This window comes from Streptomyces sp. CLCI03 (genome assembly GCF_053615355.1).
This window is the reverse complement of the sequence record NZ_CM132132.1, coordinates 3,061,979-3,084,485: the sequence shown is the minus strand read 5'-3', so window position 1 is coordinate 3,084,485 and position 22,507 is coordinate 3,061,979. Positions and strand designations below refer to the sequence as shown.

Sequence of the window (22,507 nt, the reverse complement as noted above, 5' to 3'; positions counted from 1 at the left end):
TCCAGCGGGGCGAGGAGACCGCGACGCTTCACGGTGCTGAGTCTGGCGCGCTACGGCAGAGTCCCTGGAGAGGGCTCTGGTGGAGACATTTCCGAGCCCACGTTGCGCGGTGGCTCCGGGACTCCTTCCGTGCCTGCACCTCACCTCGTCCGGTTCGCGAGCAGCCTCGCTGTGGCGAACGGCGAGCAGGACCCGTGGCCGCTGCCGGCCGAGGGCGGCGACGAAGACATGGCCGCGGAACTGCGCAGGCACCTCGACTCCGTCGAGACCCCGTAGCCAGTCCGCAGACAGTCCGCAGGACACCCGTAAGCGACCGTCGGGACCCAACGCACACCAACGGGGAAATGCCTGGTCAGGGCGACGCGTGCGGCTCCGCCGCAGGTCAGGATCGGCCCGCAGACATTCCGCTTCAACGTGTAGTCGCTCGCCTACTTCACGTTAGCGTGTTGAGTCGAACGCGCAGCTCAGAAGGGGTCGGACTCTGTCGAGTCCGACCCCTTCGTCGTCACCGTGCCGGATGGGCTTCTGTTCGGCGGACTCGGCAGGGGCCGGTCATGGGGCGAGCCGACCGCCGCACCCGTGAACGCGCAGGTCGGCGCGGGATCGACCCGGTCGGGGTCCGGTCCTCGCGGCGCTGCCACCGGGGTCGCGGTGGCAGTATGCGGGGACACGGAGAGAGGGGCCGGGGCCGGATGGGGCACAGGCAGCGGGAGGCGGTCGCCCGGGGTGCAGGGCCGTACGAGGCCGCGGGCTCGGGGCGGCCTTGACGGAGGCGGCCGCGGAATGCGGTGAGCGCCCGGCGCGGGGGCTCGGGCGACGCTTCGGGCGGCTGTGGGCCGCGTACGCCGTCAGCGCGTTCGGCACCTCGCTCGGGTTCGGCGCCTTCCCTCTGATGGCGATCCTCGTACTGGACTCCGGGCCGGCCCAGGTGGCGGCGCTGGCCGCGGCGGGGCGGGTGCTGGGGGCCGTACTGGCGGTGCCGCTCGGTCCCTGGGTGGAGCCGCGCCGCAAGCGGCCGGTCATGGTGGGGGCGGACCTGACCCGGTTCGCCGCGCTGATCAGCGTCCCCGTCGCGTTCGCGTTCGGGTGGCTCGGCTTCGCCCAGCTCCTGCTCGTGTCGGTGGTCGTCGCCGTGGCCGACATCGCCTTCAAGGCGGCCGCCGGCGCGTATCTGAAGACGCTCGTGCCGGCCGCCGACCTGCTCGTCGCGAACAGCCGGTTCGAATCGACCACATGGACCGCGACCATGGTCGGACCACCGCTCGGCGGGGCTCTGATCGGGATGTTCGGCCCGGTGGTGACCGTGGTCGCCGACGCGGTCGGCTACCTGCTCTCGGCGCTGGGCATCCGGTCCGTCGGCGGCACGGAACCGAAGCCGGTACGGGTGGCCGGGGCGCCGCGGCTGCGCGCGGGCGATCTGCTCGAAGGGTGGCGCCACATCCTTCGCCACCCCGTGCTGCGCCCGCTGTTCCTCAACGCGATCGTCGTCAACGGCCTGATCATGGCCTCCGAGCCGCTGCTCGCGCTGCTCCTGCTGCGCGGTCTCGGGTTCGCGCCGTGGCAGTACGGTCTCGTCTTCGCGCTCCCCTGTGTCGGCGGCCTCGTCGGCTCACGCCTCGCACCCCGGTTCGTGGCCCGGTACGGGCGGCACCGGGTGCTCCGCACCGCCGGAGCGCTGCGCGCGTGCTGGCCGCTCGGGCTGGCGTTCGTCCCGCCCGGCGTCCCCGGGATGGCGCTCGTCATCGCCGTGCAGTTCGGTCTGGTGGCCTGCTGCGGCCTGTTCAACCCGGTGCTCGCCACCTACCGGCTCACCCGTGTCGACCCCGACCGGCTCGCCCGCACCCAGGCCGCCTGGGCGATCAGCAGCAGCATCACCATCGCGGTCCTGACCGCCGGGTGGGGCGTGCTGGCCGTCGTCACCGGCCCCCGCACCGCGATCGCGGCCGCCGGAGTCCTCCTCCTGGCCACCCCGCTGCTGCTGCCGCGCGAGACGCAACTGTCTTGCGGCGCAAGGTAGTAGGTGACTATCTTGTACCGCATGACAATGGAGCCGACCGCGACCGCCGACCAACGGCGCAGCCAGCTCCTGCGCGGAGTGCTCGACCTCTGCCTCCTGTCCCTGATCGCCGAACGACCCAGATACGGCTTCGAGTTCGCCCAGGCGCTCGCCGAGGGTGGGCTCGACCTCGTCAGTGACGGCAGCATCTATCCGCTGCTCGCGCGGATGGAACGGGCGGGGCTCATCTCCTCCTACCGTGCCCCGTCCCCCAGCGGCGGCGCCCCGCGCAAGTACTACCGACCGACCGAGGCCGGGCGTGCCGAGCTGACCGCGGGGCGGGCCGGCTGGCAGTCCTTCGTCGGGCCCGTCGATCGGATCCTGCGCGCCGGTACGCCATCCACGGGGGAAGACACACCATGACGAACGAGCAGATACTCGCGGCCTGCCGCAGCAACTGGGGGTACCGCGGCGTCGCCGAGGCGGACATGCGGGAGATGCTCGACGAGCTCTCCGCGCACCTGGAGGACGCGGAGGCCGCCGGGCGCACCGCGCAGGACGTCGTCGGCCCGGACGTACGGGCCTTCGCCGCGGCCTGGGCGCGCGAACGCGCCCCCTTCACCCACCGGGCCCTGCGCACGACGGCCATGGCCTGCTTCATCCTCGGAATGCTTCCGCTCCTCACGTTCCTGATCCGCCGGACCACCGCGCTGGACGTACGGGCCGACCACCTCGCCTTCTGGACGGCCATCGGCGCGGTCACCGTCGCCTGGGAGCTGCGCCGGGGCACCCTGCGCATGCGCCACCAGTGGCTGCTCTCCCTCGTCGTCGGTCTGCCCGTGCTGATCCTCGTGAAGTGGCTGGCCGGCGAGAAGGTGCTGTTCACGCTCCCGCTGTGGATCGCGCCGCTCCTGCTGCTGCCCGGACTGCCGTACATCTACGTCGACATGCGGGCCCGCCGGAACGCCAAGATCGGCCCGACGGAAGGCTGTTGACCGCAGCGCCAAACAGGTGCGACACGGCCGTCCGTGCCGGCGTCGGCGCTCGCCGCCGCGTTCACCGGCGAGGAACGGGAGCTGCTGATCCAGCTGCTCGGGCGGTGCGCGGAGGTGCTCGACGCCCAGCGCCGAGGCGGCCGGCCGGTCGGGGGCGCCCGGCGTGACTTCGCTCGCTCGTGGAACTACGTGACGGTTTCGTACATCAGAACCAGGGGGTGTCCTGTCGGTCGGGCCGGATCGCCTCCAGGGGAAGTACAGCCGTTCTGCCCTCGGGGGGCAGTCATGACCGTTCGGAGCGAAGTCCGTGCACCAGTACCCGCAGCGCCCGCGGCCTGATGAGCAGCCGTCGTACCAGGGGTACCCGCCCCAGGAGCAGTACCAGGGCCACCAGGACTTCCCCGGGGACCCGGGCCCGCCGCAGTACCCCTACCGGCAGCCCGACGGCGAGCGGTCCGCCGCCGCCCGGATACCGGAGCCGAAGCGCTCCCGGCGCCGCGTGTGGATCGGCGCGGGCGTCGCCCTCGCGCTGCTGCTCGGCGGCGGCGGGTTCGCCTCCTGGAAGCTCGACCTGTTCTCCGGCAACGGCGAGGAGGTGAGCTTCGGGAAGAACACCCCGCCCCCGGCCACCGGCAAGGCGGACCCGAGCGCCCCGGCGACCGCCGCCACCCCCTCCGGTGACCCGGACGTGGCTCTGCCGACCGGTCCCAGATCGGGCTTCAAGCAGACCACCAAGCTCGACGACGGCACGATCATCGCCAAGACCCGCCTCGCCGGCGCGAAGTCCGGCTTCGAGGGCGACGTATGGGTGTGGGCGCCCAAGGAGTACGACGACCCGAAGTACGCGAAGAGCGGCTTCCCGGTCCTCATCGCGCTCCCCGGCGGCAACGGCTTCCCGGACAACTACTGGGCCGACCGCAGCCTCGGCCTGCAGAAGGCCGTCAGCGACGGCGTCAAGGCCGGCACCAGCCTGCCGTTCGTCGTGATCATGCCGGTGCTCAACCCGGACGCCAAGTACTACTACGACGGCTCCGACATCCCCGGCCAGGCCAAGATGGGCACGTGGATCGCCGAGGACGTCCCGGACTTCGTCAAGGCCAACTTCCGTACCTACAAGTCCCGTGACGGCTGGGCCTTCATGGGCTCCTCCTCCGGCGCCTTCGTCGGCATGAAGACCGTTCTGCAGCACCCGGACCGGTTCAAGGCCGTGATCGCCAGCGGCGGCGAGATCGTTCCGGACTCCCCGCTGTGGAAGGGCCACCAGGCGGAGATGGACGCGAACAACCCGGAGAAGCTCGCCCAGAAGCTGATCGACTCCAAGGGTCCCGAGGTCTACATCAACTTCCAGATCGGCACCAAGGAGAGCGGGAAGGACCGGATGACGAAGTTCCAGCAGCAGTACGGCAAGGGACCGGTCAAGACGACCATCCGCGACATCCAGAACGGTGAGCACAACGGCTGGCACTACGTCCGGGGCATGAAGGAAGGCTCCCTGGAGTGGGTCAGCAAGGTCCTGAAGGGGCCGAAGCCCGAGGTCGGCTGACCGGCCCGGAGGCCCCTCCAGGCGGCCCGTCCCGGCCGCCCGCGTGGCGCTCGCCACGTCACTCCCGTCCCAGGCAACCCATCCCGTCGTTCATACCTCTGTAAAGGGTGTAAGGGGGACCGATCGGTCCGACCCGCGCCCCGCGTGGGCGCCGGAGAAGGAACGGGACAACAACCGTGCAGCAAGACCAGCAAGGCGACGGCGGCCCTGTGACCGAGGGCGGCCGTCGCCCCCATCGACTGCGCATGATTCTGATCAGCGGTGGGCTCGCGCTCACCCTCGTCGGGGCCGGAACGGCGGCGTACCGGTACGGCCTCTTCTCGGACATAGGGGATCCGGTCGCCTTCGGCAAGGTCCAGGAGAAGGCCGGAGCGGTCGCCGACGTGCCGCCGGAGGTGCAGATGCCGACCGGGCCGAAGGCCTCGTTCGTCCGCACCTCCCGGCTGCCGGACGGCACCCAGATCGGCCGCACCACCCTCACCGGCAAGAAGTCCGGCTTCACGGGTGACGTGTGGGTGTGGGTACCCAAGGAGTACGACGACCCGAGGTACGCCAAGAGCGGCTTCCCGGTCCTGATCTCCCTGCCCGGCGGCCGCGGCTACCCCACCAACTACTGGGGTACGGGTCCCGGCCTCGGCCTCCAGCAGGCCGTGAGCGACGGGGCCAAGGCCGGCACCAGCCTGCCCTTCATCCTGATCATGCCGGTGCACAACGCCGACACCAAGCACCACTTCGACGCCTCGGACATCCCCGGCCGGCCCAAGATGGGCACCTGGATGGTCGAAGACATCCCGGATTTCACGAAGGCCAATTTCCGGACCTTCACGTCCCGCGACGGCTGGGCCTTCATGGGCTCCTCCGCGGGCGGGTTCGGTGCCTTCAAGCACGTCCTCAAGCACCCCGACCGGTTCAAGGCGGCCATCGCGAGCGGGGTCGACATCGTCCCCGACTCCCCGCTGTGGCAGGGGAACCAGCAGGCCATGGACGCCGACAACCCGGAGAAGCTCGCCGCGCGGCTGATCGCCGCGGGCGGACCGGACGTCTACATCAACTTCCAGATCGGCACCAAGGAGAGCGGTCGCGACAAGGCGGAGAAGTTCATGAACGACTTCGGCAAGGGCCCCGTGCACACTTCGCTCCAGGTGATCCAGGATGGTGAGCACAACGGGAAGTCGTACGTGCGCGGTATGAGGGAGGGCTCCCTGGAGTGGATCAGCAAGGTGATGAAGGCACCGACACCCGCTCCCGTCGTGCGATGAGCACGGTGGTGAAGGGGGCGTCGGCGGCCGCCGCGGCGGGGATCGTGGCGGTGTTCGCCGTCGCGTTCCTCAAGGTGCCCGGCGAGCGGCCGGTGCTCCCCTTCCCCACCGTCGGCGTCCTCATGGCGGGCGGCGAGCACTGGTGCACGGCGAGCGTCGTCGACAGCCCCGAGGGCAACGTCGTCGCCACCGCAGCCCACTGCGTGGCCCCCGCGGGCGAGGACGGACAACCGGGCGAGGTGGCCCACGACGGCCTGGCCATCGGCGAGCTCTCCTTCGCCCCGGCCTTCTCCGGCGAGGGCGCCGGCACCCAGCCGCTGGGCGTGTGGAAGGTCAGGTCGATCCACGTGGACGACCGCTGGACGAAATGGGGCGAGGACACCGCCGATTTCGCCTTCCTCACCATCGAGCCGGACGAGGACGGGCGCAGCGTCCAGGACGCGGTCGGTGGCGGCGCCGAGGCACCGAAGCCCGAGTGGACCTCGGGGTACGAGCGGGACGTGACCGTCGTCGGCTACCCGGAGTCCGAGCACAACCCCGAGAACAAGCCCGTCTCCTGCACCACCCAGACCCACCACGACGAGGACGACCCCGACATGCTCTACATGAGCTGCGCCGGGTTCTGGACGGGGACCAGCGGCAGCCCCTGGATCGCCGACCGGGGCGGCCCGGACCGGGCCGGGCACCTGATCGGGGTGCTGAGCGGCGGCGACACGGACGTGGACTCCACGGCCGCGCTCTTCGACGAGCACGCCAAAGCCCTGTACGAACAGGCCGCGCGGGGCTGAGCGCGCACCCGCGCCGCCGCCGCGTCCTCTTCCGCTACTTCTTCCGCTCGGTACCGACGATCACACCCACCGCCGCGACGACGATCGCACCGCCGACCACGATCGGCCAGGTCAGCGCCTCGTCGAGGATCAGCGTGCCGAGCGCCACGGCCACCACCGGATTGACGTACGCGTACGTGGACACCAGCGACAGCGGAGCGGCCTGGAGCAGCCACACGTACGCCGTGAAGCCGACCAGCGAGCCGACGACCGTCAGATAGCCCAGAGCCACCCAGGAGGCGGTGGAGAACGCCGCCGGGTCCAGACCGCGGTGCTCGCCGCGCAGCAGGCCGACGACCACGGCGGCGATCCCGCCCGCGAACATCTGGTAGGCGCTGCCCGTGAAGGGGTTGGCCGGCAGCGACAGCCGGGGCGCCGTGAACGATCCCAGCGACCACAGGACCGAGGCCGCCACGACCAGCAGCACCCCCGACAGCCGCACCGCGCCGCTGAGCCCGGGACTGGTCAGCACCGCGAGCCCGGCGAGACCCACCAGCACCCCGATCAGGGTGCGCCGCGGCGGCCGGTCCCCGGTGCTCGCCCGGAGCACCACCACCCACATCGGCACCGCCGCGACCAGCAGCGCGGCGAGGCCCGAGGGCACCGAGGTCTCGGCGAGGACCACACCGCCGTTCCCGCCGAGGATCAGCAGCAGGCCGACCAGGACCGACGAGCCGACCTGCGCGCGGGTGGCCCGCAGCGCGGCCGTGCCGTACCGGCAGGCGACGACCCCGGCCAGCAGCAGACCGGCGGTGATGAACCGGGCTCCGGCGGAGAGGAAGGGCGGCATGGTCTCGACGACGATCCGGATGCCGAGGTAGGTCGAGCCCCAGACCACGTAGACGAGGGCGAGGGCGGCCCAGACCGCCCCCGAGATCCCGCCGAGCGGGCCGGTGGCGGACCCGGCGGCCTTGCCGTCGACCGGAGTTGAGGTGCTCATGCCCGGATCCTAAGGTCGTTGGCCCATGCACGCTTCCGGATTTCTCAGCCCTTGAGCAGGTCGTTCAGCTCGCCGTAGGGCAGGGAGTGCGCGAGCGCCCCGTAGGTGCCCTCCGAGAGCAGCTCCTCGGTGGCGCGGCGCACCAGGGCGTACGCGGCTTCGGCCACCCAGGAGCCGAGGCTGACGCGGGAGACGCCGAGGGCGCCGAAGGCGGCCACGGTCGGGGCGTCCGGGCCGAGCAGGATGTTGAGGGGCGCGTCGATGCCCTTGGCCAGCTCGGCGACGGTGGTCGGGTCCAGGACGCCCGGCACGAAGACGCCGGTGGCTCCGGCCCGCAGGTACGCGGCGGCGCGGGCCAGGGTGTCGTCCAGGCGGGTGGCGTCCTCGCCGAAGCCCCGGAGGTAGGTGTCGACGCGGGCGTTGATGTAGAGCGGGACCCCGGCGGCGTCGGCCGCGGCGCGGGCCGCGGCCAGGCGCTCGACCTGCTCGGCGGGGTCGCGGTGGCCGTCCTCGATGTTGATGCCGACCGCCCCGGCGGCGAGGACCCCGGTGACGGTCTCGCCCACGGCGGCCGGGTCGGCGCCGAAGCCGCCCTCGATGTCGGCGGTGACGGGCACGGAGACGGCGTCGACCACGCGGGCGACGAGGTCGAGGGCCCGGTCCCGCGCGAGCGCGTCGCCGTCGGGGGACCCGAGGGACCAGGCCACGCCGGCGCTGGTGGTGGCGACGGCGGGGGCGCCGGCGGCTTCGACGATGCGGGCGCTTGCCACGTCCCAGGCGTTGGCGAGGGCGAGCGGGGCGGCCGGGGTGTGCAGGGCCGTGAACGCCTTGGCCCGGGCGGCGAGATCAACATGGGTGGTCATGGGGCCAGTTCATCAGACCGGGCGCGTCCGGGCTCGCGGAATTCCGACATGGACGTGGGGCGGTGCGGGGCGCGGACGCCGGCGCGGGGCGCAGGTGGGCCGCCCTCTACTTCCCCGCGCCGCACAGGGGGAGCACGGCGGTGCGGCCCTGCAAGGGATCCCCGGGAGCCGCGGGGCCCACCGCGGCCCAGCAGGCGGCGGCCGTCGCCTCCACGGACAGGCCGCGGCGGGCCAGGTCCCGCTGGGCCTCGCGCAGCCGGTCGTCCGGGACGGTCAGGACGGTGCCGCCGGACTTGCGGACCGCCGCCAGGATCTGGCGGGCGCGCGGCGGCGCCGGGATCGCGATCCCCTCGGCCAGGGTCGGCCGCTGTTCCACCGGAGCGGCCTCCTCCGCGCCCGCCGCGAAGGCCCGCGCCAGCGGGGCCACCGCCTCCGCCTGGACCGCGATCAGGGCCGGCGGCCGGACCCCGCGCCGGGCCAGCTCCTCCACGGCCAGGGCGGCCCCGAGCAGCAGGGTGCCGTTGCCCACGGGGACCACCAGCGCCTCCGGGAGCCGGCCGCCCAACTCCTCCCACACCTCGTACACGTACGTCTTGGTCCCGTGCAGGAAGTACGGGTTGAACACGTGGCTCGCGTAGAAGACGCCGGGTGCGTCCGCCGCCGCCCGGGCGGCCTGCGCGGCGTCCTCCCGGCCGCCGGGGACCACCCGGACGACGGCGCCGTGGGCCCGCATCCGGGCCGTCTTCTTCTCCGACGTGCCCTCGGGGACGTAGATCTCGCAGTCGAGCCCGGCGCGCGCGCAGTACGCGGCCACCGCCGTACCGGCGTTGCCGCTGCTGTCCGCCACGACCCGCTGCGGCGCGAGCCGCCGGGCGAGCTCCACGAGCATCACCGCGCCCCGGTCCTTGAAGGACAGCGAGGGCATCAGGAAGTCGAGTTTGGCGTGGATCCGCTCCGCCAGCGGGATCAGTGGCGTGTGCCCCTCGGCCAGCGACACGGAGAACGCCCCGGGCAGCGGCAGCACGGACCCGTACCGCCACAGCGAGTTCGGCCCCGCGGCCGGGTCCAGGGCCGCGGTCGGGTCCGGGGTGAAATCGAGGTCCCACGGTCCGCCGCAGACCGGGCACGCCCACGGGGCGGTCCGGACGTCCGCGCGGGTGCCGTCCTCGGAACAGATGTAGCCGGGGAGTGCGTGCGTCATGGGTGGAACACCTTCGCTCGGTCATGGCCGGTGTACGGCACGGATGTTACGCGTCGATGATCGTCGGCGGGGTGCTGTCACGCACCGGGGCGCGGGAGCGGTGGGCGCCGACCGGGCTGTGCGTGACGGCGGGGGCGACCGATCCGCCGGGCGCCTGAGCTGCGTACTATTTCGCGCATTCGTTCGCGCCCGCTGCGGCGCGGCGCCCCGCGATGCCGCCCTGCGATGGAGTCCACCCCCGTGAGCAACCCGCCGAGTCCTCCTCCCGGATCGGGCCCCTCCGGGCCCCCGCCGCCCCTGTGGTGGGCCCCGCCGCCCGGTTACGGACAGCAGCCGCCAGCGCTCAACGGATTCGCACTCGCCTCGCTGTTGTCCGGGCTGCTGTGCTTCCCGCCGCTGGGCGTGGCCTTCGGCATCGCGGCCCTCGTGCAGATCGCGAAGCGGGGCGACCGGGGCAAGATCCTGGCGATCGTGGGCCTGGTGGTGTCCGTGCTGATGACCGGCGCGTTGGTGTTCGCCGGCCAGCGGCTCCTGAACTCCGTCGACGAGCGGTTCGACTCGCTGCGCGAGTACAGCGACGTCGAGGGCGAGCTCACGGACCTCGACGACCTGCGGGCGGGCGACTGCTTCAACGTTCCCGGCGGGGACCTGATCGACGAGCGGCCCGTGACGTACCGGATCGACTGCGCACGGGTGCACCACGGCGAGGTCACCGCCGCCCAGGTGCTGGAGGTGCCGGACGACCCCGAGTCCCGGGCGGCCGACCGCGCGGCCGAGGACACGTGCTGGAAGGCCCAGGACGCGTACGCGATGGACACGTGGGCACTGCCCGAGTACGCGGAGATGTTCTACTACGCGCCCTCCCGCGCGTCCTGGCGCCAGGGGAACCGGACGCTGGTCTGCGTGATCGGGACGACCGAGGAGGAGTGGCGGGGCAGCCTGCGCAAGGACGCGCCGATGCTCAGGCCCGAGCAGGCGGCCTTCCTGCAGGCCGCCAACTCCGTCGAGTTCGTCATGAGCCGACCTCCCGACAGCGACGTGGAGGACGTGCTGGAGGAGTACCAGGCGTGGGCACGTGAGGTGAACACGGCGCTGGGTGCCGAGGCGAAGCTCCTCCAGGGGGACGCGGCCCGGCCGGGGACGGAGAAGGCCGTGGCGGCGCAGCTGAAGGAGATCGAGGCGGCGCGCGCGCAGTGGCAGCGCGCGTCGCAGGCCAGGACGCCGGAGGATTTCAACCGGCTGTGGCGCGGGGCGGAGCTCGCCATGTCCTTGGAGACGGCACAGGCGCTGCGCGGTGCGTACGGGCTTTCGACGGTGATTCCGCAGTGGCTGCAGGAGATCGAGGACGACATGGAGGACGGGTACGACCTGGAGGACGGGGGGCCCTCGTCCGAGTCGGTGTGACGACTTCGGGGTGACGCAGGGTCACGGGTTTGAGGACCTGGCTTCATCACTTCGAGTGAAACTCTGGCCCTTGCTTGCGGTCTTCAACCGTCGGTTGCCAGGGTGTAGCTGTCTGTCAACCTGATGGGAGTGGCCAGTGACTTTCGGTGAGCAGCCGGCCTATCTGCGCGTGGCCGGGGATCTGCGACGGAAGATCGTCGACGGTTCTCTGCCCCCGCACGCCCGGCTTCCCTCTCAGGCACGCATCCGCGAGGAGTACGGGGTCTCCGACACCGTGGCCCTGGAGGCGCGCAAGGTCCTCATGGCGGAGGGTCTGGTCGAGGGCCGGTCCGGATCCGGCACGTACGTACGGGAACAGCCGGTCCCGCGGCGGGTGGCGCGCGCCGGCTACCGCACGGGCGGCGCCTCGACGCCGTTCCGCCAGGAACAGGCCGACGCGGGCGCGCGCGGCACATGGGAGTCGAGCAGCGAGCAGGCGGCCGCGCCCGCCGAGATCGCGAAGCGGCTCGGCATCGAACCGGGCGAGCGCGTGATGCGGACGCGGTACGTCTTCCGCGACGCGGGGGAGGCGATGATGCTGTCGACCTCCTGGGAGCCGCTGTCCGTGACCGGCCGGACCCCCGTGATGCTGCCCGAGGAAGGACCGCTGGGCGGCTCCGGGGTGGTCGACCGGATGGCCGCGATCGACGTCGTCGTGGACAACGTCGTCGAGGAGGTCGGCGCACGGCCCGGTCTGGCGGAGGAGATCCTGCTCCTCGGTGGGGTGCCGGGGCATGTGGTGCTGGTGATCGGCCGCACCTACTACGCCTCCGGCCGGGCCGTGGAGACCGCCGACGTGGTGGTCCCGGCGGACCGCTACCGCCTGGCGTACCACCTCCCGGTGAGGTAGCCGCCTCCTTCTGCTCCCCTCCGTTCCCCTCCGTTCCCCTCCGTTCCCTTCTGCGCGACATCAACCCCCTGGCGCCGCCCGGGGGTTCACGCACGCCCGACCGGGCACCGGCGACCCGGCGGGTTTCGGCGCGATGGTGGTCGCCCGCGCCCTCGCGGCCCCGGGCGTCCTCGGACCGTTCGGTCCGGATGCCGGGACCCCCTTCCCGTGCGCCGCGGCCGGGACCGCTCCGGATGCCCCGCCGCTTCCCCCGCGCCACCTGCGCGGATGCCTCTCGCCCGGTGGCGCGGCGATCCCGCTCCGGCCGCCGGTGCGCCCCGTTCGAACCGGCGCGCACGGCCCACTCGTACGCATGGCCGGATGCGTACGCCTGTGAGGTATCTCTTCGTGAAAAACCGTATCCGCTCCGTAAAGGTCGGGCGTAAGCTCGGGCATATGCGCAATGCGGTTTCCCGGACACGTACGTCGGCGGAGGGTGAAACGCAATGAACGACAGCGGTGCCCTGCTTCCGTGGCTGGTCATACGCGAGGACGACAACGGCAACCGCTACCGGGTGGGCAGGTACGCCACCCGGGCCGAGGCCCAGAAGGTCGCCGACAGCCTCGAGGACCGAGGACACAAGCAGCTCTACTGGGTCGAGCGGATCGGTCAGACCGCCACGATGAACTGAGCGTCGCAGCGCCCCGCGACGCTGACATAGGCTCCGCCCATGACGGTACGAGTGGTCGTGGGCGGAGCCCTTTGTCATGAGGGGCGCCTGCTGGCCGCCCGCCGCAGCGCACCGCCCGAACTCGCCGGACGCTGGGAGCTGCCGGGCGGCAAGGCCGAACCGGGCGAGTCCGTCCCCGACGCGCTGGTGCGCGAACTGCGCGAGGAGCTCGGCGTCGAGGCCGAGCCGCTGGAGCGGATCCCGGGGGAGTGGCCGCTGCGGCCCGGCCTCGTCCTGCACGTGTGGACGGCCCGGCTGCTGTCCGGAGTGCCCGCCCCGTTGGAGGACCACGACGAGCTGCGCTGGCTCGGGCCGGAGGAGCTGGAGTCGGTGGACTGGCTGGACCAGGACCGGCCCGCGGTCGCCGAGGCCGGGCGCCGGCTGCGCCAGGACGGCGACGGGGGCGCGTGACGCTCCCGGTCTAGGCCGTCTGCGCCACAGTGCGCCGGTGGGTGGGGGATCGAGTGGTACGACGCCCCGAATATCGGGTATGTCGCTATTAATCCCTATCTCGTCCCCCTTTCGTCCCCGACGAACCGGACTGGGGTCGCTGCTGGCCCGGGAAGTGATCGGCGTGATCGACACAGACGGTGAGTGCGCCGAGTGGGCTTTCCCCGCCGAGCCCGGTGCCGTCCGTACCGCCCGCCACGCCGTCCGAGGCACCTTGCACGACTGGGGCCTGGAAGCCGTCGGTGATGTGACCGTCCTGCTGGTCAGCGAGCTCGTCACCAATTCCCTGCGGTACGCCTCCGGCCCCATCGGCGTCCGCCTGGAACGGCGCAATCCGGCCGCCGACAGCCCCGCGGCCGGCCCCGCCCTGCTCGTGGAGGTTTCCGATCCGCTTCCGGATCCGCCACGTGAGCGGGTCGCGAACCACGACGACGAGGGGGGCCGTGGCCTGCACCTGGTCGCCGTCTCCTCGCAGCGCTGGGGGACCCGGCACGGGAAATCGGGCAAGACTGTGTGGTTCGAGTTGGCTCTTCCTGGTGAGTAACAAGGTGAACGGTGGCGTGTGACCTCTGGGGAACGCATCCCGACGACAGTCGGGGGAAGATCTTGGAGGAGATCGCGCGACATGGCTCGAAATCATCGAGACCGTGCTGTGATCGTGAACGCCGTGCCGTCCGGGGCCGTGGTGCTGAATACTTCGGTCATGGCCGGTCCGGTTGCGGTGAGCTGGAGGGGACGGTCGCGTGAGCGAGATACCTGCGCAGGCACATCAGACCGACGTGCCGCGAGAGACATGGCACGACGCCCTGTGGCACAGCAGTCCGCCTGGCTCGATATATGACTACATAAAGGTCGCCTCCTTCTCGATCGGACCCGACGGGTTCATCGACCAGTGGAGCCTGCGCGCCGAGGAACTGTTCGGGCTGAGCGCCTCCCAGGCCGTGGGACGCGACCCGGTCGACGCCTTCATGCCGCCCGAGCTGCGTCCCGACGCGCACCGCAAGGTCGCCGAGATCCTCGACGGCAAGGAGTGGACCGGCCTGATCCCCTTCCGGATCCCGGGCGGGAACGGCGCGCACGGCGTGGCCGAGATCTATGTGATGCCCACCCAGACGGAGACCGCCGAACGGGCCGCGCTGTGTGTCGTCGTCGACGTACGCGCGCTGCGCCGGATCGAATCCGACCTGGCGGCCTCACAAGCGATATTCGGCCAATCTCCCTTCGGCTTCCTGCTCTTCGGTACGGACCTCACCGTGCAGCGGGCCAACCGCCGCTTCGCCACCGTCTTCGGAGGCGCCGCCGAGGAGCACCGCGGCCGGACCGTGCACGACTACCTGCCCGCGCACGAGGCCGACCGGATGTCCGAAGCCCTGCGCCGGGTGCTGGACACCGGCGACTCGGTCACCGACCTGCGGATCACGGGGGCCACGCCCGGCAGCCGGGAGAACCGCCACTGGTCCATCAACCTCTACCGCGTACACGGCGGCAGCGGCCGCCCCATCGGCGTCGCCGGCATCGGCACCGACGTCACCCGCCGCCACCTCGCCGCCCGCGAGGCCGCCGGGGTCCGGCGCAACCTCGCCCTCCTCAACGAGGCCGGGCACCGCATCGGGAACTCCCTCGACCTGGAGACCACCGCACGCGAACTCCTCGACGTCACCGTCCCCGGCTTCTGCGACCTGGCCGCCGTCGACCTCTACCAGGGGCTGCTCCTCGGCGACGACGACCGACCCGCCCGACCCCAGGGCCCGGGCGTGCCCAGCCTGCCCGGCCAAGGCCCGGCCCGGACGCCCTCGGCCGCCCTGCGCCGGGTGGCTTTCGCCTCCGCCGTCTCGGACGCCCCTCTGACGGGCGCCGGCGCGCCGGTCTCCGTGGGCGACATCCACCGCTACCCGGCCGCCTCGCCGGGCGCGCTGGCCCTGCGTACGGCACGGACCCGGCTGATCGAGGGCGGCGGACCGGAGGACCTCGTCCAGTCCACGCTGGTCGTGCCGATGGTCGCCCACGACACGGTCGTCGGACTCGCCCAGTTCTCCCGCACCAAGGGCAGCGAACCCTTCGGCGAACGGGACCGGGCGGTGGCCGTGGAACTGGCCGCACGGGCCGCCGTGTGCATCGACAACGCACGGCTCTACCGCCGCGAGCACGAGCGGGCGCTGATCCTGCAACGCAGCCTGCTGCCCCCCGGCGACCCGGAGGCGGCCGGCCTCGACATCGCCTGCCGGTACCTGCCCGGCAACGCGGCCACCGAGGTCGGCGGCGACTGGTTCGACGTCATCGAGCTGCCCGGGCACCGCACCGCGCTGGTCGTCGGCGACGTCATGGGCCGTGGCCTACGGGCCGCCGTCGCCATGGGCGAACTGCGCACCGCCGTACGCACACTCGCGCTGCTGGACCTCGAACCGGCGGAGGTGCTGACCGCGCTCGACGAGATCGCCCGGGGCCTCGGCGCCCCCGGCGGTTCCCAGCAGGCCTCCCGGGCGGCCCTGCACTCGCGGGACGCGGACCGCTCCGAGGTGTACCTCGCCACCTGCGTCTACGCGGTCTACGACCCGGTGACGCGGCGCTGCACCATCGCCAACGCGGGCCACATGCCGCCCGTGCTGGTCGAACCCCCGGACGAGGCGGGCGTCCCGCGGCCCGCACTGCTCCTGGAGGTACCGCCCGGGATGCCGCTGGGCGTGGGCGGCGAACCCTTCGAGGAGGTCGAGGTCGACCTGCCGGAGGGGGCTCTGCTGGCGCTCTACACGGACGGGCTCGTGGAATCCCGCGACCATCCCCTGGAGGAGGGGCTGCGCGGACTGCGCGCGGCCCTCGCGGATCCGGTCCGGCCGCTGGAGGACGTCTGCGACCACGTGCTGAACACCCTCGACACCCGGCACGGCGAGGACGACATCGCCCTGCTCATGGCCCGGGTGCAGGGCCTGCCGGTGGACGCGGTCGGCGACTGGCAACTGCCGCGCGAGGCGCGCTCGGTGGGCCGAGCCCGGGAACTGGCCCGGGCCAAGCTCCCGGCCTGGGGCCTGGAGGGCCTGCTGGACACGACCGAACTCCTGGTCAGTGAGCTGGTCACCAACGCCCTGCGGTACGGGGAGGGCGAGATCCGGCTGCGCCTCCTGCTGGACCGCACGCTGGTCTGCGAGGTCTGGGACGCGAACCTGGTCCAGCCCCGCCGCCGCCGCGCCCGCGACACCGACGAGGGCGGCCGCGGCCTCCAGTTGGTCGGCCTGCTGTCGGCGGGCTGGGGCACGCGCCGCACCCACCGCGGCAAGACGGTCTGGTTCGAACTCCCGCTGCCCGGAGCGGCGTCGGAGGCCGTCGCCGAACTCTCGGCGGAGCAGCTCCTGAGCATGTACGGCTGATCACCTCCCGCCCGGCCGGGGCAGGGGCCGACAGCACGTGTCGGCCCCTGCCCCGGCCGGGCGGCCTCGCGACCCGGGGCCCTGGGCCGCCTAGGCGGCCTTGCCGGACTTCAGGGCGGCGAGGCGGGCCTCGATCTCCGAGGACTTGCCGAGGTCGTCCAGGGCCTCGAACTGGGCGTCCAGGGAGGATGCCGCCAGTTCCTGCTTGCCGAGCGCCATCGCCTCCTCCCGCCGCACCTTCTCCTCGAAGCGGGCCAGGTCGCTCGTCGGGTCCATGACGTCGATGTTCTTCACCGCGTCCAGCATGGTGTTCTGGGCCTGGGCCGTCCTGGCCCGGGCCACCAGCTCGTCGCGCTTGCCCTGCAGCTCCGTCAGCTTGTTCCGCATCGCGTCCAGACCCGACCTGAGCTTGTCGACGACCTCCGTCTGCGCGGCGATCGTCGGCTCCGCCGTCTTCGCCTCCTTCTCGGACTGGATCTGCCGGCCCAGTGCCACCTTCGCGAGGTTGTCGAACGTGTCGGCGTCCGCCGCCGAGCCCGCCGCCCGCAGCTCGTCCGCCTTCCTGCTCGCCGCCAGGGCCTTGCCGCCCCACTCGGCGGCCGCGTCCACGTCCTCCGTGTGGTCCGCCTCCATCATCCGCAGGTTGCCGATCGTCGTCGCGACCGCCTGTTCCGCCTCCGAGATGTTGTTCGTGTAGTCCCGGATCAGCTGGTCCAGCATCTTCTGCGGGTCCTCCGCCTGGTCCAGCAGCGCGTTGATGTTGGCCTTGGCGAGCTGGGTGACACGGCCGAGGATGGTCTGCTTGCTCATGGTGGGTCTCTCCTGGTCAGGGCCGATGTGTGTGCAGTTCAGAAGCGGCCGCCGCCGCCCATGCGGCCACGGGTTCCGCCGCCGCCGAAGGAGCCGGGACCGCTGCCGCCCCCGCCGCCGAAACCTCCGCCCCCGCCCCCGAAGCCGCCGCCGAAGCCCCCGCCGCCCCGGCCGCCCCGCAGGATCTCGCCGAGGATGATCCCGCCCAGTACGGCACCGCCCTGGCCGCCGCCGTGCCGCCGGCCCGCGTACGGGTCCTGGTACGCGCGGACGTCCTGCTCCGCCAGCTGCTGCGCCTCCCGTGCCAGCGCGTCCGCGCGCTGGGTCTCCGCGAGCGCCCCCGCCGGGTCGGCCTCGGTCAGGGCCACCGCCCGTTCCAGGTGCCGGCCCGCCTCCGCCAGCCGGGTCCGGGCCTGGCTGCCCACCGCACCCCGGGTGGTGGTGATGTAGTCCGTCGCCGCGCCGATCGCGCTGCGCGCCGCGAGCATGGCCTGGTCGAGCAGGGCCACCGCACGCTGCCGTCCCGACTCCCGCTCCCGCGCCCCGGCCAGGGCCTCGTCGAGGGCCGCGTCGGCCTCCTCGATCCGGCGCAGGGCGTCGATCGGGTCGTACCGGCCGGCCGCCTCCTCCCGCCGTACGTCGGCCAGTACGGCCTCGGCCCGGCCGATCCGTCCGCGCAGGTCCGCCGTCGAGGTGCCCTCCGCCGTTCCGGTGAGCAGCCCGCGCGCGTCCGCGAGGTCGGTGTCCGTCTCGGTCAGCGCGCCCGGCAGCTTCCCGGCCGCCTCCGCCAGCTCCTGCGCCCGCCGCTCGACCGCGTCCACCAGGGTCGCCGCCTGGTCCACCGCGCCCTCGGCGGCCCGTACGTGCACGGCCCCCGGGCCCTTCTCGCCCGCGTCGAGGGCCGCGTGGGCCAGGCCCAGGTTGGTCGCCGCGAACAGCAGCCGGTCCTTGGCCTGTTCGGCGTTGGAGGCCACGGGCGCGGACGCCGAGTCCGCGTACCGCCGGGTCAGCGCGGTCAGGGTCGCCTCGGCGGTGCTCGCGCGCCCCGTCAGCTCCAGATACTCCTGTTCCACGCTCGCCAACGCCTGCGGGGCGTTCTTCTCCAGGTCCCGCAGCCGGTCGAAGTCCGCCGACTCGGCGTCCAGCCGCCGGTTCGCCTCGGCGCACCGGGCGACGATCTCGTCGAGCATCCGACGCCGGGTCGCGTCGTCCTCCGGGTAGGCGTCGTCGAGCTGCTGACGCAGCCGGAAGGCGTGCGTCAGCTCGTTCTTGGCGTACTCCACGGCCGCGACGAAGGGGCGGGCCGCCTCTTCGCCGAACTGGGCGGAGGCGAAACCGAGTTCCTCGGTGCTCGTGCGGACCGCGTCGTCGGTCTCCACCAGCAGGGCCTTGGCCCGGGAGTCCAGCTCCGGGAGCGGGAGCCGGTCCGGCGCCCCTTCGGGCCAGCCCGGCCCGGTCGTCGTACCGCGCCCGCCACCGGCGGCGTCCTTGCGCTTGCGGCGGGTGTACGTGTACGCCGCGAGCGCCCCGGCCGCGCCGACGGCGACCACCGGGAGCACGAAGTCCCCGGCCCCGCTCTCGCCGTCCGCCTTGCCGCCGGGATTCGCCGGTCCGGGGGTGATGGTGGGCGCGGGGATCGGCTGACCGCCGAGGACGGCGTTGTAGCCGTTGGCCGCGCCGATGGCGGCACCCGCCCAGTCGTTCTGCCTCAGGGCGGGCTCGATGGCGGTCCGCGCGACGTCGGCCAGTTGTTGCTCGGTGAAACCGGAGTCGACATCGGCCGAATAGGCGTACTGGCGGGCCCCGGTCGCCACGGCCAGCAGGACGTCGTTCTGGCCGAGGCCGTTGCGCTGGGCGGTGGCGTCGGCCCAGCTCTGGGGGGAGCGCCCGGAGAAGTCCCGTACGTAGGCGACGAAGAGCTGGATCCTCCGGTCGGCGTACAGCTTGTCGAGCGCCGCGGTGACGGACGCCTGCCGGTCGCCCAGCGCCCCCACGCGGTCGGTGATCTGCCCCTGCTGGGACAGGGTGACGGGATCCTCGGCCCACGCGGGCGCCGCCCCGGCCGCGCTCCAGCCGCCGACCGCGAGCAGTCCGGCCGCCAGGGCGAGCCCGGCCCGTACGAACATCCTGCGGCGCGGCCTGCTTCTCGGCGGAATCACAATTGGGAGGGTATGGGGGCTTTCGCGGCCCCGCATTCGGAGTCATCGTCCGTGACCGGCCCGCCGACGGCTCGTTGGCAGCCCATGAAGAAGATCGTTTCGGCCGCCGCGCTCACCGTGGCCGCGCTCGCCCTCGCCACGCCCGCCCACGCCGACAACGACAGCAATTTCGGCGGCGGGGTGAACGCGGCCAACAACTGGAACTTCACGGCGGCCGCCGTCTGCCTCCAAGAGGTGGCCGTGGTCCCGGTCCTCGGTGACTGGGTGGGGCTCCACGCGAACAACTGCTCCAACGGCAACGTCATCGACCACTCCGGACGCTGACCCCGCCGGCCCGGCCACCCGCGCCCCCGGCGGCACGATCGCCGGGGGCGCGGACGGCAGGACGGCCCGACCCGAAGGACGGGCCCTAGGGCCTGGCCGACCGGCGTCCGATCTTGTTCCCCAGCCAGACCAGGGGGTCGTACTTACGGTCCACCGCCCGCTCCTTCAGCGGGATCAGCGCGTTGTCGGTGATCTTGATGCCCTCCGGGCAGACCTCCGTACAGCACTTGGTGATGTTGCAGTAGCCGAGCCCGTGCTCCTCCTGCGCGGTGCGCTTGCGGTCCAGGCCCGCCTCCGCCGCCGCGTCCAGCGGGTGCATGTCCAGCTCCGCCACCCGCATCAGGAACCGCGGACCGGCGAAGGCACCCTTGTTCTCCTCGTGGTCACGCACCACATGGCAGGTGTCCTGGCACAGGAAGCACTCGATGCACTTGCGGAACTCCTGCGAGCGCTCCACGTCGACCTGCTGCATCCGGTACTCGCCCGGCGCCACCCCCTCCGGCGGAACGAAGGCCGGCACCTCCCGCGCCTTGGCGTAGTTGAAGGACACGTCCGTCACCAGGTCGCGGACGACCGGGAAGGCGCGCAGCGGGGTGACCGTGATCGTCTCGGACCGCTCGAAGGTCGACATGCGCGTCATGCACATCAACCGCGGCCGGCCGTTGACCTCCGCACTGCACGAGCCGCACTTGCCGGCCTTGCAGTTCCAGCGCACCGCCAGGTCCGAGGCCTGGGTGGCCTGGAGCCGGTGGACGATGTCCAGGACCACCTCCCCGTCGTGCACCTCGACGGTGAAGTCCCGCAGTTCCCCGCCCTCCGCGTCGCCCCGCCAGATCCGGAAGCTCGCGTCGTACGTACTCATCCGTACAGCTCCTCTTCGGCGAGGTACTTGGCCAGCTCTTCCTTCTCGAAGAGCGCGAGCAGGTCGGGGCGGATGGGCTCCGTGCGGGTGCGGACCAGGGTGATCCGGTCGGCCGCCGGGTCCTTCGGCGCCGGATCCACCGGCCTGCACAGCAGGTTCACCGGGCGCCAGGCGCGCTCCATCGACGGGCAGTCCTCGCGGGTGTGCCCGCCCCGGCTCTCGGTGCGCTCCAGGGCCGCTCGGGCCACGCACTCGCTGACCAGCAGCATGTTCCGCAGGTCCAGCGCGAGGTGCCAGCCCGGGTTGAACTGCCGGTGCCCCTCGACGCCGGCCCGGGAGGCCCGTACGCGCAGGGTCGCGAGCTTCTCCAGGGCCTCGGCCATCTCGCCCTCGCGCCGGATGATCCCGACCAGGTCGTTCATGGTCGTCTGCAGTTCCTGGTGGAGCGTGTACGGGTTCTCCGCGCCCTCGGCGGCGTGGAAGGGGGCCAGCGCCTCGTCCGCCGCCGCGTCGATCTCCGCCTGGGCGACGCTCGGACGCGGCACCGACGTGGCGTACCCGGCCGCGTGCAGTCCCGCCCGCCGCCCGAAGACCAGCAGGTCGGAGAGCGAGTTCCCGCCGAGCCGGTTCGAGCCGTGCATCCCGCCCGCGACCTCCCCGGCCGCGAACAGCCCCGGCACCCCGACGGTGGCGGCGGACTCCGAGTCCACCGCGATCCCGCCCATCACGTAGTGGCAGGTCGGGCCCACCTCCATCGGCTCCGCCGTGATGTCCACGTCCGCCAGCTCCTTGAACTGGTGGTACATCGACGGGAGCCGCCGTTTGATCCGCTCGGCCGGCATCCGGGTGGACACGTCGAGGAAGACCCCGCCGTGCGGTGAGCCGCGGCCCGCCTTCACCTCGGAGTTGATCGCCCGCGCCACCTCGTCGCGCGGCAGAAGCTCGGGCGGGCGCCGGTTGTTGTCCGGATCCTCGTACCAGCGGTCGCCCTCCGCCTCCGACTCGGCGTACTTCTCCTTGAAGACGTCGGGGACGTAGTCGAACATGAACCGCTTGCCCTCGGAGTTGCGCAGCACCCCGCCGTCACCGCGTACGGACTCGGTGACGAGGATGCCCTTGACCGACGGCGGCCAGACCATGCCGGTCGGGTGGAACTGCACGAACTCCATGTTGAGCAGGGGCGCGCCCGCGAGCAGGGCCAGCGCGTGGCCGTCGCCCGTGTACTCCCAGGAGTTGGAGGTGGTCTTGAAGGACTTGCCGATCCCGCCCGTGGCGAGGACGACCGCCGGGGCCTCCAGCACGAAGAAGCGGCCGGTCTCGCGCTCGTAGCAGAAGGTCCCCGAGACCCTCGCTCCGTCCGTCGGACCGCCGCGGTCCTTCAACACCCGGGTGACCGTGCACTCCTGGAAGACCTTGAGCCGGGCCTCGTGGTCCCCGTACTCCTTGAAGTCCTCCTGCTGGAGCTGGACGATCTTCTGCTGGAGGGTGCGGATCAGCTCCAGGCCGGTGCGGTCGCCGACGTGCGCGAGGCGCGGATACTCGTGCCCGCCGAAGTTGCGCTGGGAGATCTTCCCGTCGGGCGTGCGGTCGAAGAGCGCGCCCCAGGTCTCCAGCTCCCAGACCCGGTCCGGGGCCTCCTTGGCATGGAGCTCCGCCATCCGCCACTGGTTGAGGAACTTGCCCCCGCGCATGGTGTCGCGGAAGTGCACCTGCCAGTTGTCGCCCTCGTTGACGTTGCCCATCGAGGCGGCGATCCCGCCCTCCGCCATCACCGTATGGGCCTTGCCGAACAGGGACTTGCAGATCACGGCCGTACGGGCGCCGCGCTCGCGGGCCTCGATCGCGGCGCGCAGTCCGGCGCCGCCCGCGCCGACCACGACCACGTCCCACTGCTGCCGTTCCACTTGAGCCAT

21 protein-coding genes are annotated in these 22,507 nt (G+C 72.5%); 14 read left to right on the top strand and 7 right to left on the bottom strand.

All coding sequences use genetic code 11. From position 1 onward, the window contains the following. Positions 1–129 precede the first annotated feature (129 nt). The 7 genes from ACWG52_RS13925 to ACWG52_RS13895 all read left to right on the top strand — a co-directional run bounded on the left by ACWG52_RS13925 (position 130) and on the right by ACWG52_RS13895 (position 6,581). Positions 130–276, top strand: coding sequence for a hypothetical protein (locus ACWG52_RS13925; protein ID WP_389806096.1), 147 nt, complete (start codon positions 130–132; stop codon positions 274–276). A 487-nt stretch (positions 277–763) separates the two neighbouring features. Next, entirely contained in the window at positions 764–2,017 is a 1,254-nt protein-coding gene (locus ACWG52_RS13920; protein ID WP_390166191.1) for an MFS transporter, read from the top strand. 21 nt (positions 2,018–2,038) lie between these two features. Then, complete coding sequence (locus ACWG52_RS13915) at positions 2,039–2,419, top strand: PadR family transcriptional regulator (RefSeq protein WP_389806092.1); 381 nt, start codon at positions 2,039–2,041, stop codon at positions 2,417–2,419. Next, the gene (locus ACWG52_RS13910) at positions 2,416–2,991 is read left to right on the top strand and encodes a hypothetical protein (protein ID WP_390166193.1); all 576 of its coding nucleotides are present in this window, start codon (positions 2,416–2,418) and stop codon (positions 2,989–2,991) included. The genes ACWG52_RS13915 and ACWG52_RS13910 overlap by 4 nt, the downstream gene beginning before the upstream one ends. Positions 2,992–3,460: 469 nt before the next feature. Then, on the top strand, positions 3,461–4,534 hold the full coding sequence (locus ACWG52_RS13905; RefSeq protein ID WP_389806151.1) for an alpha/beta hydrolase: 1,074 nt from the start codon (positions 3,461–3,463) through the stop codon (positions 4,532–4,534). Between the two features lie 245 nt (positions 4,535–4,779). Continuing rightward, entirely contained in the window at positions 4,780–5,793 is a 1,014-nt protein-coding gene (locus ACWG52_RS13900; RefSeq protein WP_389806089.1) for an alpha/beta hydrolase, read from the top strand. After that, positions 5,790–6,581 (top strand): trypsin-like serine peptidase, encoded by a 792-nt coding sequence (locus tag ACWG52_RS13895; protein WP_389806087.1) that lies wholly within the window; start codon positions 5,790–5,792, stop codon positions 6,579–6,581. The genes ACWG52_RS13900 and ACWG52_RS13895 overlap by 4 nt, the downstream gene beginning before the upstream one ends. Before the next feature lie 34 nt (positions 6,582–6,615). Here the strand turns inward: ACWG52_RS13895 and ACWG52_RS13890 are convergent, their stop codons facing one another. The 3 genes from ACWG52_RS13890 to ACWG52_RS13880 form a co-directional block, all read right to left on the bottom strand. Beyond that, positions 6,616–7,560 (bottom strand): EamA family transporter, encoded by a 945-nt coding sequence (locus tag ACWG52_RS13890; RefSeq protein WP_389806085.1) that lies wholly within the window; start codon positions 7,558–7,560, stop codon positions 6,616–6,618. A 44-nt stretch (positions 7,561–7,604) separates the two neighbouring features. After that, a complete protein-coding gene (locus tag ACWG52_RS13885; protein WP_389806083.1) occupies positions 7,605–8,423 on the bottom strand; it encodes an isocitrate lyase/PEP mutase family protein in 819 nt (272 codons plus the stop codon). Between the two features lie 106 nt (positions 8,424–8,529). Further along, on the bottom strand, positions 8,530–9,624 hold the full coding sequence (locus ACWG52_RS13880) for a pyridoxal-phosphate dependent enzyme (RefSeq protein WP_390140589.1): 1,095 nt from the start codon (positions 9,622–9,624) through the stop codon (positions 8,530–8,532). A 240-nt stretch (positions 9,625–9,864) separates the two neighbouring features. Here ACWG52_RS13880 and ACWG52_RS13875 point away from each other — a divergent pair, with 240 nt between their 5' ends. The 6 genes from ACWG52_RS13875 to ACWG52_RS13850 all read left to right on the top strand — a co-directional run bounded on the left by ACWG52_RS13875 (position 9,865) and on the right by ACWG52_RS13850 (position 16,439). Beyond that, positions 9,865–11,028, top strand: coding sequence for a DUF4190 domain-containing protein (locus ACWG52_RS13875; protein WP_453128826.1), 1,164 nt, complete (start codon positions 9,865–9,867; stop codon positions 11,026–11,028). Positions 11,029–11,164: 136 nt separating this feature from the next. Continuing rightward, a complete protein-coding gene (locus ACWG52_RS13870; RefSeq protein WP_033218471.1) occupies positions 11,165–11,917 on the top strand; it encodes a GntR family transcriptional regulator in 753 nt (250 codons plus the stop codon). Between the two features lie 485 nt (positions 11,918–12,402). After that, positions 12,403–12,588 carry an SPOR domain-containing protein gene (locus ACWG52_RS13865; RefSeq protein WP_030012541.1) on the top strand — a complete coding sequence of 62 codons (186 nt, stop codon included), beginning with the start codon at positions 12,403–12,405 and terminating at the stop codon, positions 12,586–12,588. A 39-nt stretch (positions 12,589–12,627) separates the two neighbouring features. Beyond that, on the top strand, positions 12,628–13,038 hold the full coding sequence (locus tag ACWG52_RS13860; protein WP_373040898.1) for a (deoxy)nucleoside triphosphate pyrophosphohydrolase: 411 nt from the start codon (positions 12,628–12,630) through the stop codon (positions 13,036–13,038). A gap of 154 nt (positions 13,039–13,192) precedes the next feature. After that, positions 13,193–13,621, top strand: coding sequence for an ATP-binding protein (locus tag ACWG52_RS13855; protein ID WP_266353192.1), 429 nt, complete (start codon positions 13,193–13,195; stop codon positions 13,619–13,621). Between the two features lie 208 nt (positions 13,622–13,829). Further along, positions 13,830–16,439 (top strand): SpoIIE family protein phosphatase, encoded by a 2,610-nt coding sequence (locus ACWG52_RS13850; protein ID WP_208869330.1) that lies wholly within the window; start codon positions 13,830–13,832, stop codon positions 16,437–16,439. A gap of 90 nt (positions 16,440–16,529) precedes the next feature. On the opposite strand, the gene ACWG52_RS13845 is transcribed toward ACWG52_RS13850, so the two are convergent. Together ACWG52_RS13845 and ACWG52_RS13840 are read right to left on the bottom strand one after the other, a co-directional pair. Continuing rightward, positions 16,530–17,249 carry a PspA/IM30 family protein gene (locus tag ACWG52_RS13845; protein ID WP_389806078.1) on the bottom strand — a complete coding sequence of 240 codons (720 nt, stop codon included), beginning with the start codon at positions 17,247–17,249 and terminating at the stop codon, positions 16,530–16,532. A gap of 38 nt (positions 17,250–17,287) precedes the next feature. After that, positions 17,288–19,375 carry a TPM domain-containing protein gene (locus tag ACWG52_RS13840; protein WP_389806149.1) on the bottom strand — a complete coding sequence of 696 codons (2,088 nt, stop codon included), beginning with the start codon at positions 19,373–19,375 and terminating at the stop codon, positions 17,288–17,290. A gap of 117 nt (positions 19,376–19,492) precedes the next feature. Here ACWG52_RS13840 and ACWG52_RS13835 point away from each other — a divergent pair, with 117 nt between their 5' ends. Then, on the top strand, positions 19,493–19,732 hold the full coding sequence (locus ACWG52_RS13835; RefSeq protein ID WP_453128822.1) for a hypothetical protein: 240 nt from the start codon (positions 19,493–19,495) through the stop codon (positions 19,730–19,732). Positions 19,733–19,817: 85 nt separating this feature from the next. Here the strand turns inward: ACWG52_RS13835 and ACWG52_RS13830 are convergent, their stop codons facing one another. Both ACWG52_RS13830 and ACWG52_RS13825 read right to left on the bottom strand, forming a co-directional pair. Further along, positions 19,818–20,594 carry a succinate dehydrogenase/fumarate reductase iron-sulfur subunit gene (locus ACWG52_RS13830; protein ID WP_389806074.1) on the bottom strand — a complete coding sequence of 259 codons (777 nt, stop codon included), beginning with the start codon at positions 20,592–20,594 and terminating at the stop codon, positions 19,818–19,820. Then, positions 20,591–22,507 (bottom strand): fumarate reductase/succinate dehydrogenase flavoprotein subunit, encoded by a 1,917-nt coding sequence (locus tag ACWG52_RS13825; RefSeq protein WP_389806073.1) that lies wholly within the window; start codon positions 22,505–22,507, stop codon positions 20,591–20,593. Before ACWG52_RS13825 ends, ACWG52_RS13830 begins: the two co-directional genes overlap by 4 nt.

What these genes read in the sequence shown, in the direction of transcription:
- ACWG52_RS13885 (WP_389806083.1), bottom strand. Translation starts at nt 8,423, where the DNA reads ATGACCACCCATGTTGATCTCGCCGCCCGGGCCAAGGCGTTCACGGCC.
- ACWG52_RS13880 (WP_390140589.1), bottom strand. Translation starts at nt 9,624, where the DNA reads ATGACGCACGCACTCCCCGGCTACATCTGTTCCGAGGACGGCACCCGC.
- ACWG52_RS13890 (WP_389806085.1), bottom strand. Translation starts at nt 7,560, where the DNA reads ATGAGCACCTCAACTCCGGTCGACGGCAAGGCCGCCGGGTCCGCCACC.
- ACWG52_RS13910 (WP_390166193.1), top strand. Translation starts at nt 2,416, where the DNA reads ATGACGAACGAGCAGATACTCGCGGCCTGCCGCAGCAACTGGGGGTAC.
- ACWG52_RS13860 (WP_373040898.1), top strand. Translation starts at nt 12,628, where the DNA reads ATGACGGTACGAGTGGTCGTGGGCGGAGCCCTTTGTCATGAGGGGCGC.
- ACWG52_RS13845 (WP_389806078.1), bottom strand. Translation starts at nt 17,249, where the DNA reads ATGAGCAAGCAGACCATCCTCGGCCGTGTCACCCAGCTCGCCAAGGCC.
- ACWG52_RS13840 (WP_389806149.1), bottom strand. Translation starts at nt 19,375, where the DNA reads ATGTTCGTACGGGCCGGGCTCGCCCTGGCGGCCGGACTGCTCGCGGTC.
- ACWG52_RS13830 (WP_389806074.1), bottom strand. Translation starts at nt 20,594, where the DNA reads ATGAGTACGTACGACGCGAGCTTCCGGATCTGGCGGGGCGACGCGGAG.
- ACWG52_RS13900 (WP_389806089.1), top strand. Translation starts at nt 4,780, where the DNA reads ATGATTCTGATCAGCGGTGGGCTCGCGCTCACCCTCGTCGGGGCCGGA.
- ACWG52_RS13825 (WP_389806073.1), bottom strand. Translation starts at nt 22,507, where the DNA reads ATGGCTCAAGTGGAACGGCAGCAGTGGGACGTGGTCGTGGTCGGCGCG.
- ACWG52_RS13865 (WP_030012541.1), top strand. Translation starts at nt 12,403, where the DNA reads ATGAACGACAGCGGTGCCCTGCTTCCGTGGCTGGTCATACGCGAGGAC.
- ACWG52_RS13915 (WP_389806092.1), top strand. Translation starts at nt 2,039, where the DNA reads ATGACAATGGAGCCGACCGCGACCGCCGACCAACGGCGCAGCCAGCTC.
- ACWG52_RS13895 (WP_389806087.1), top strand. Translation starts at nt 5,790, where the DNA reads ATGAGCACGGTGGTGAAGGGGGCGTCGGCGGCCGCCGCGGCGGGGATC.
- ACWG52_RS13835 (WP_453128822.1), top strand. Translation starts at nt 19,493, where the DNA reads ATGAAGAAGATCGTTTCGGCCGCCGCGCTCACCGTGGCCGCGCTCGCC.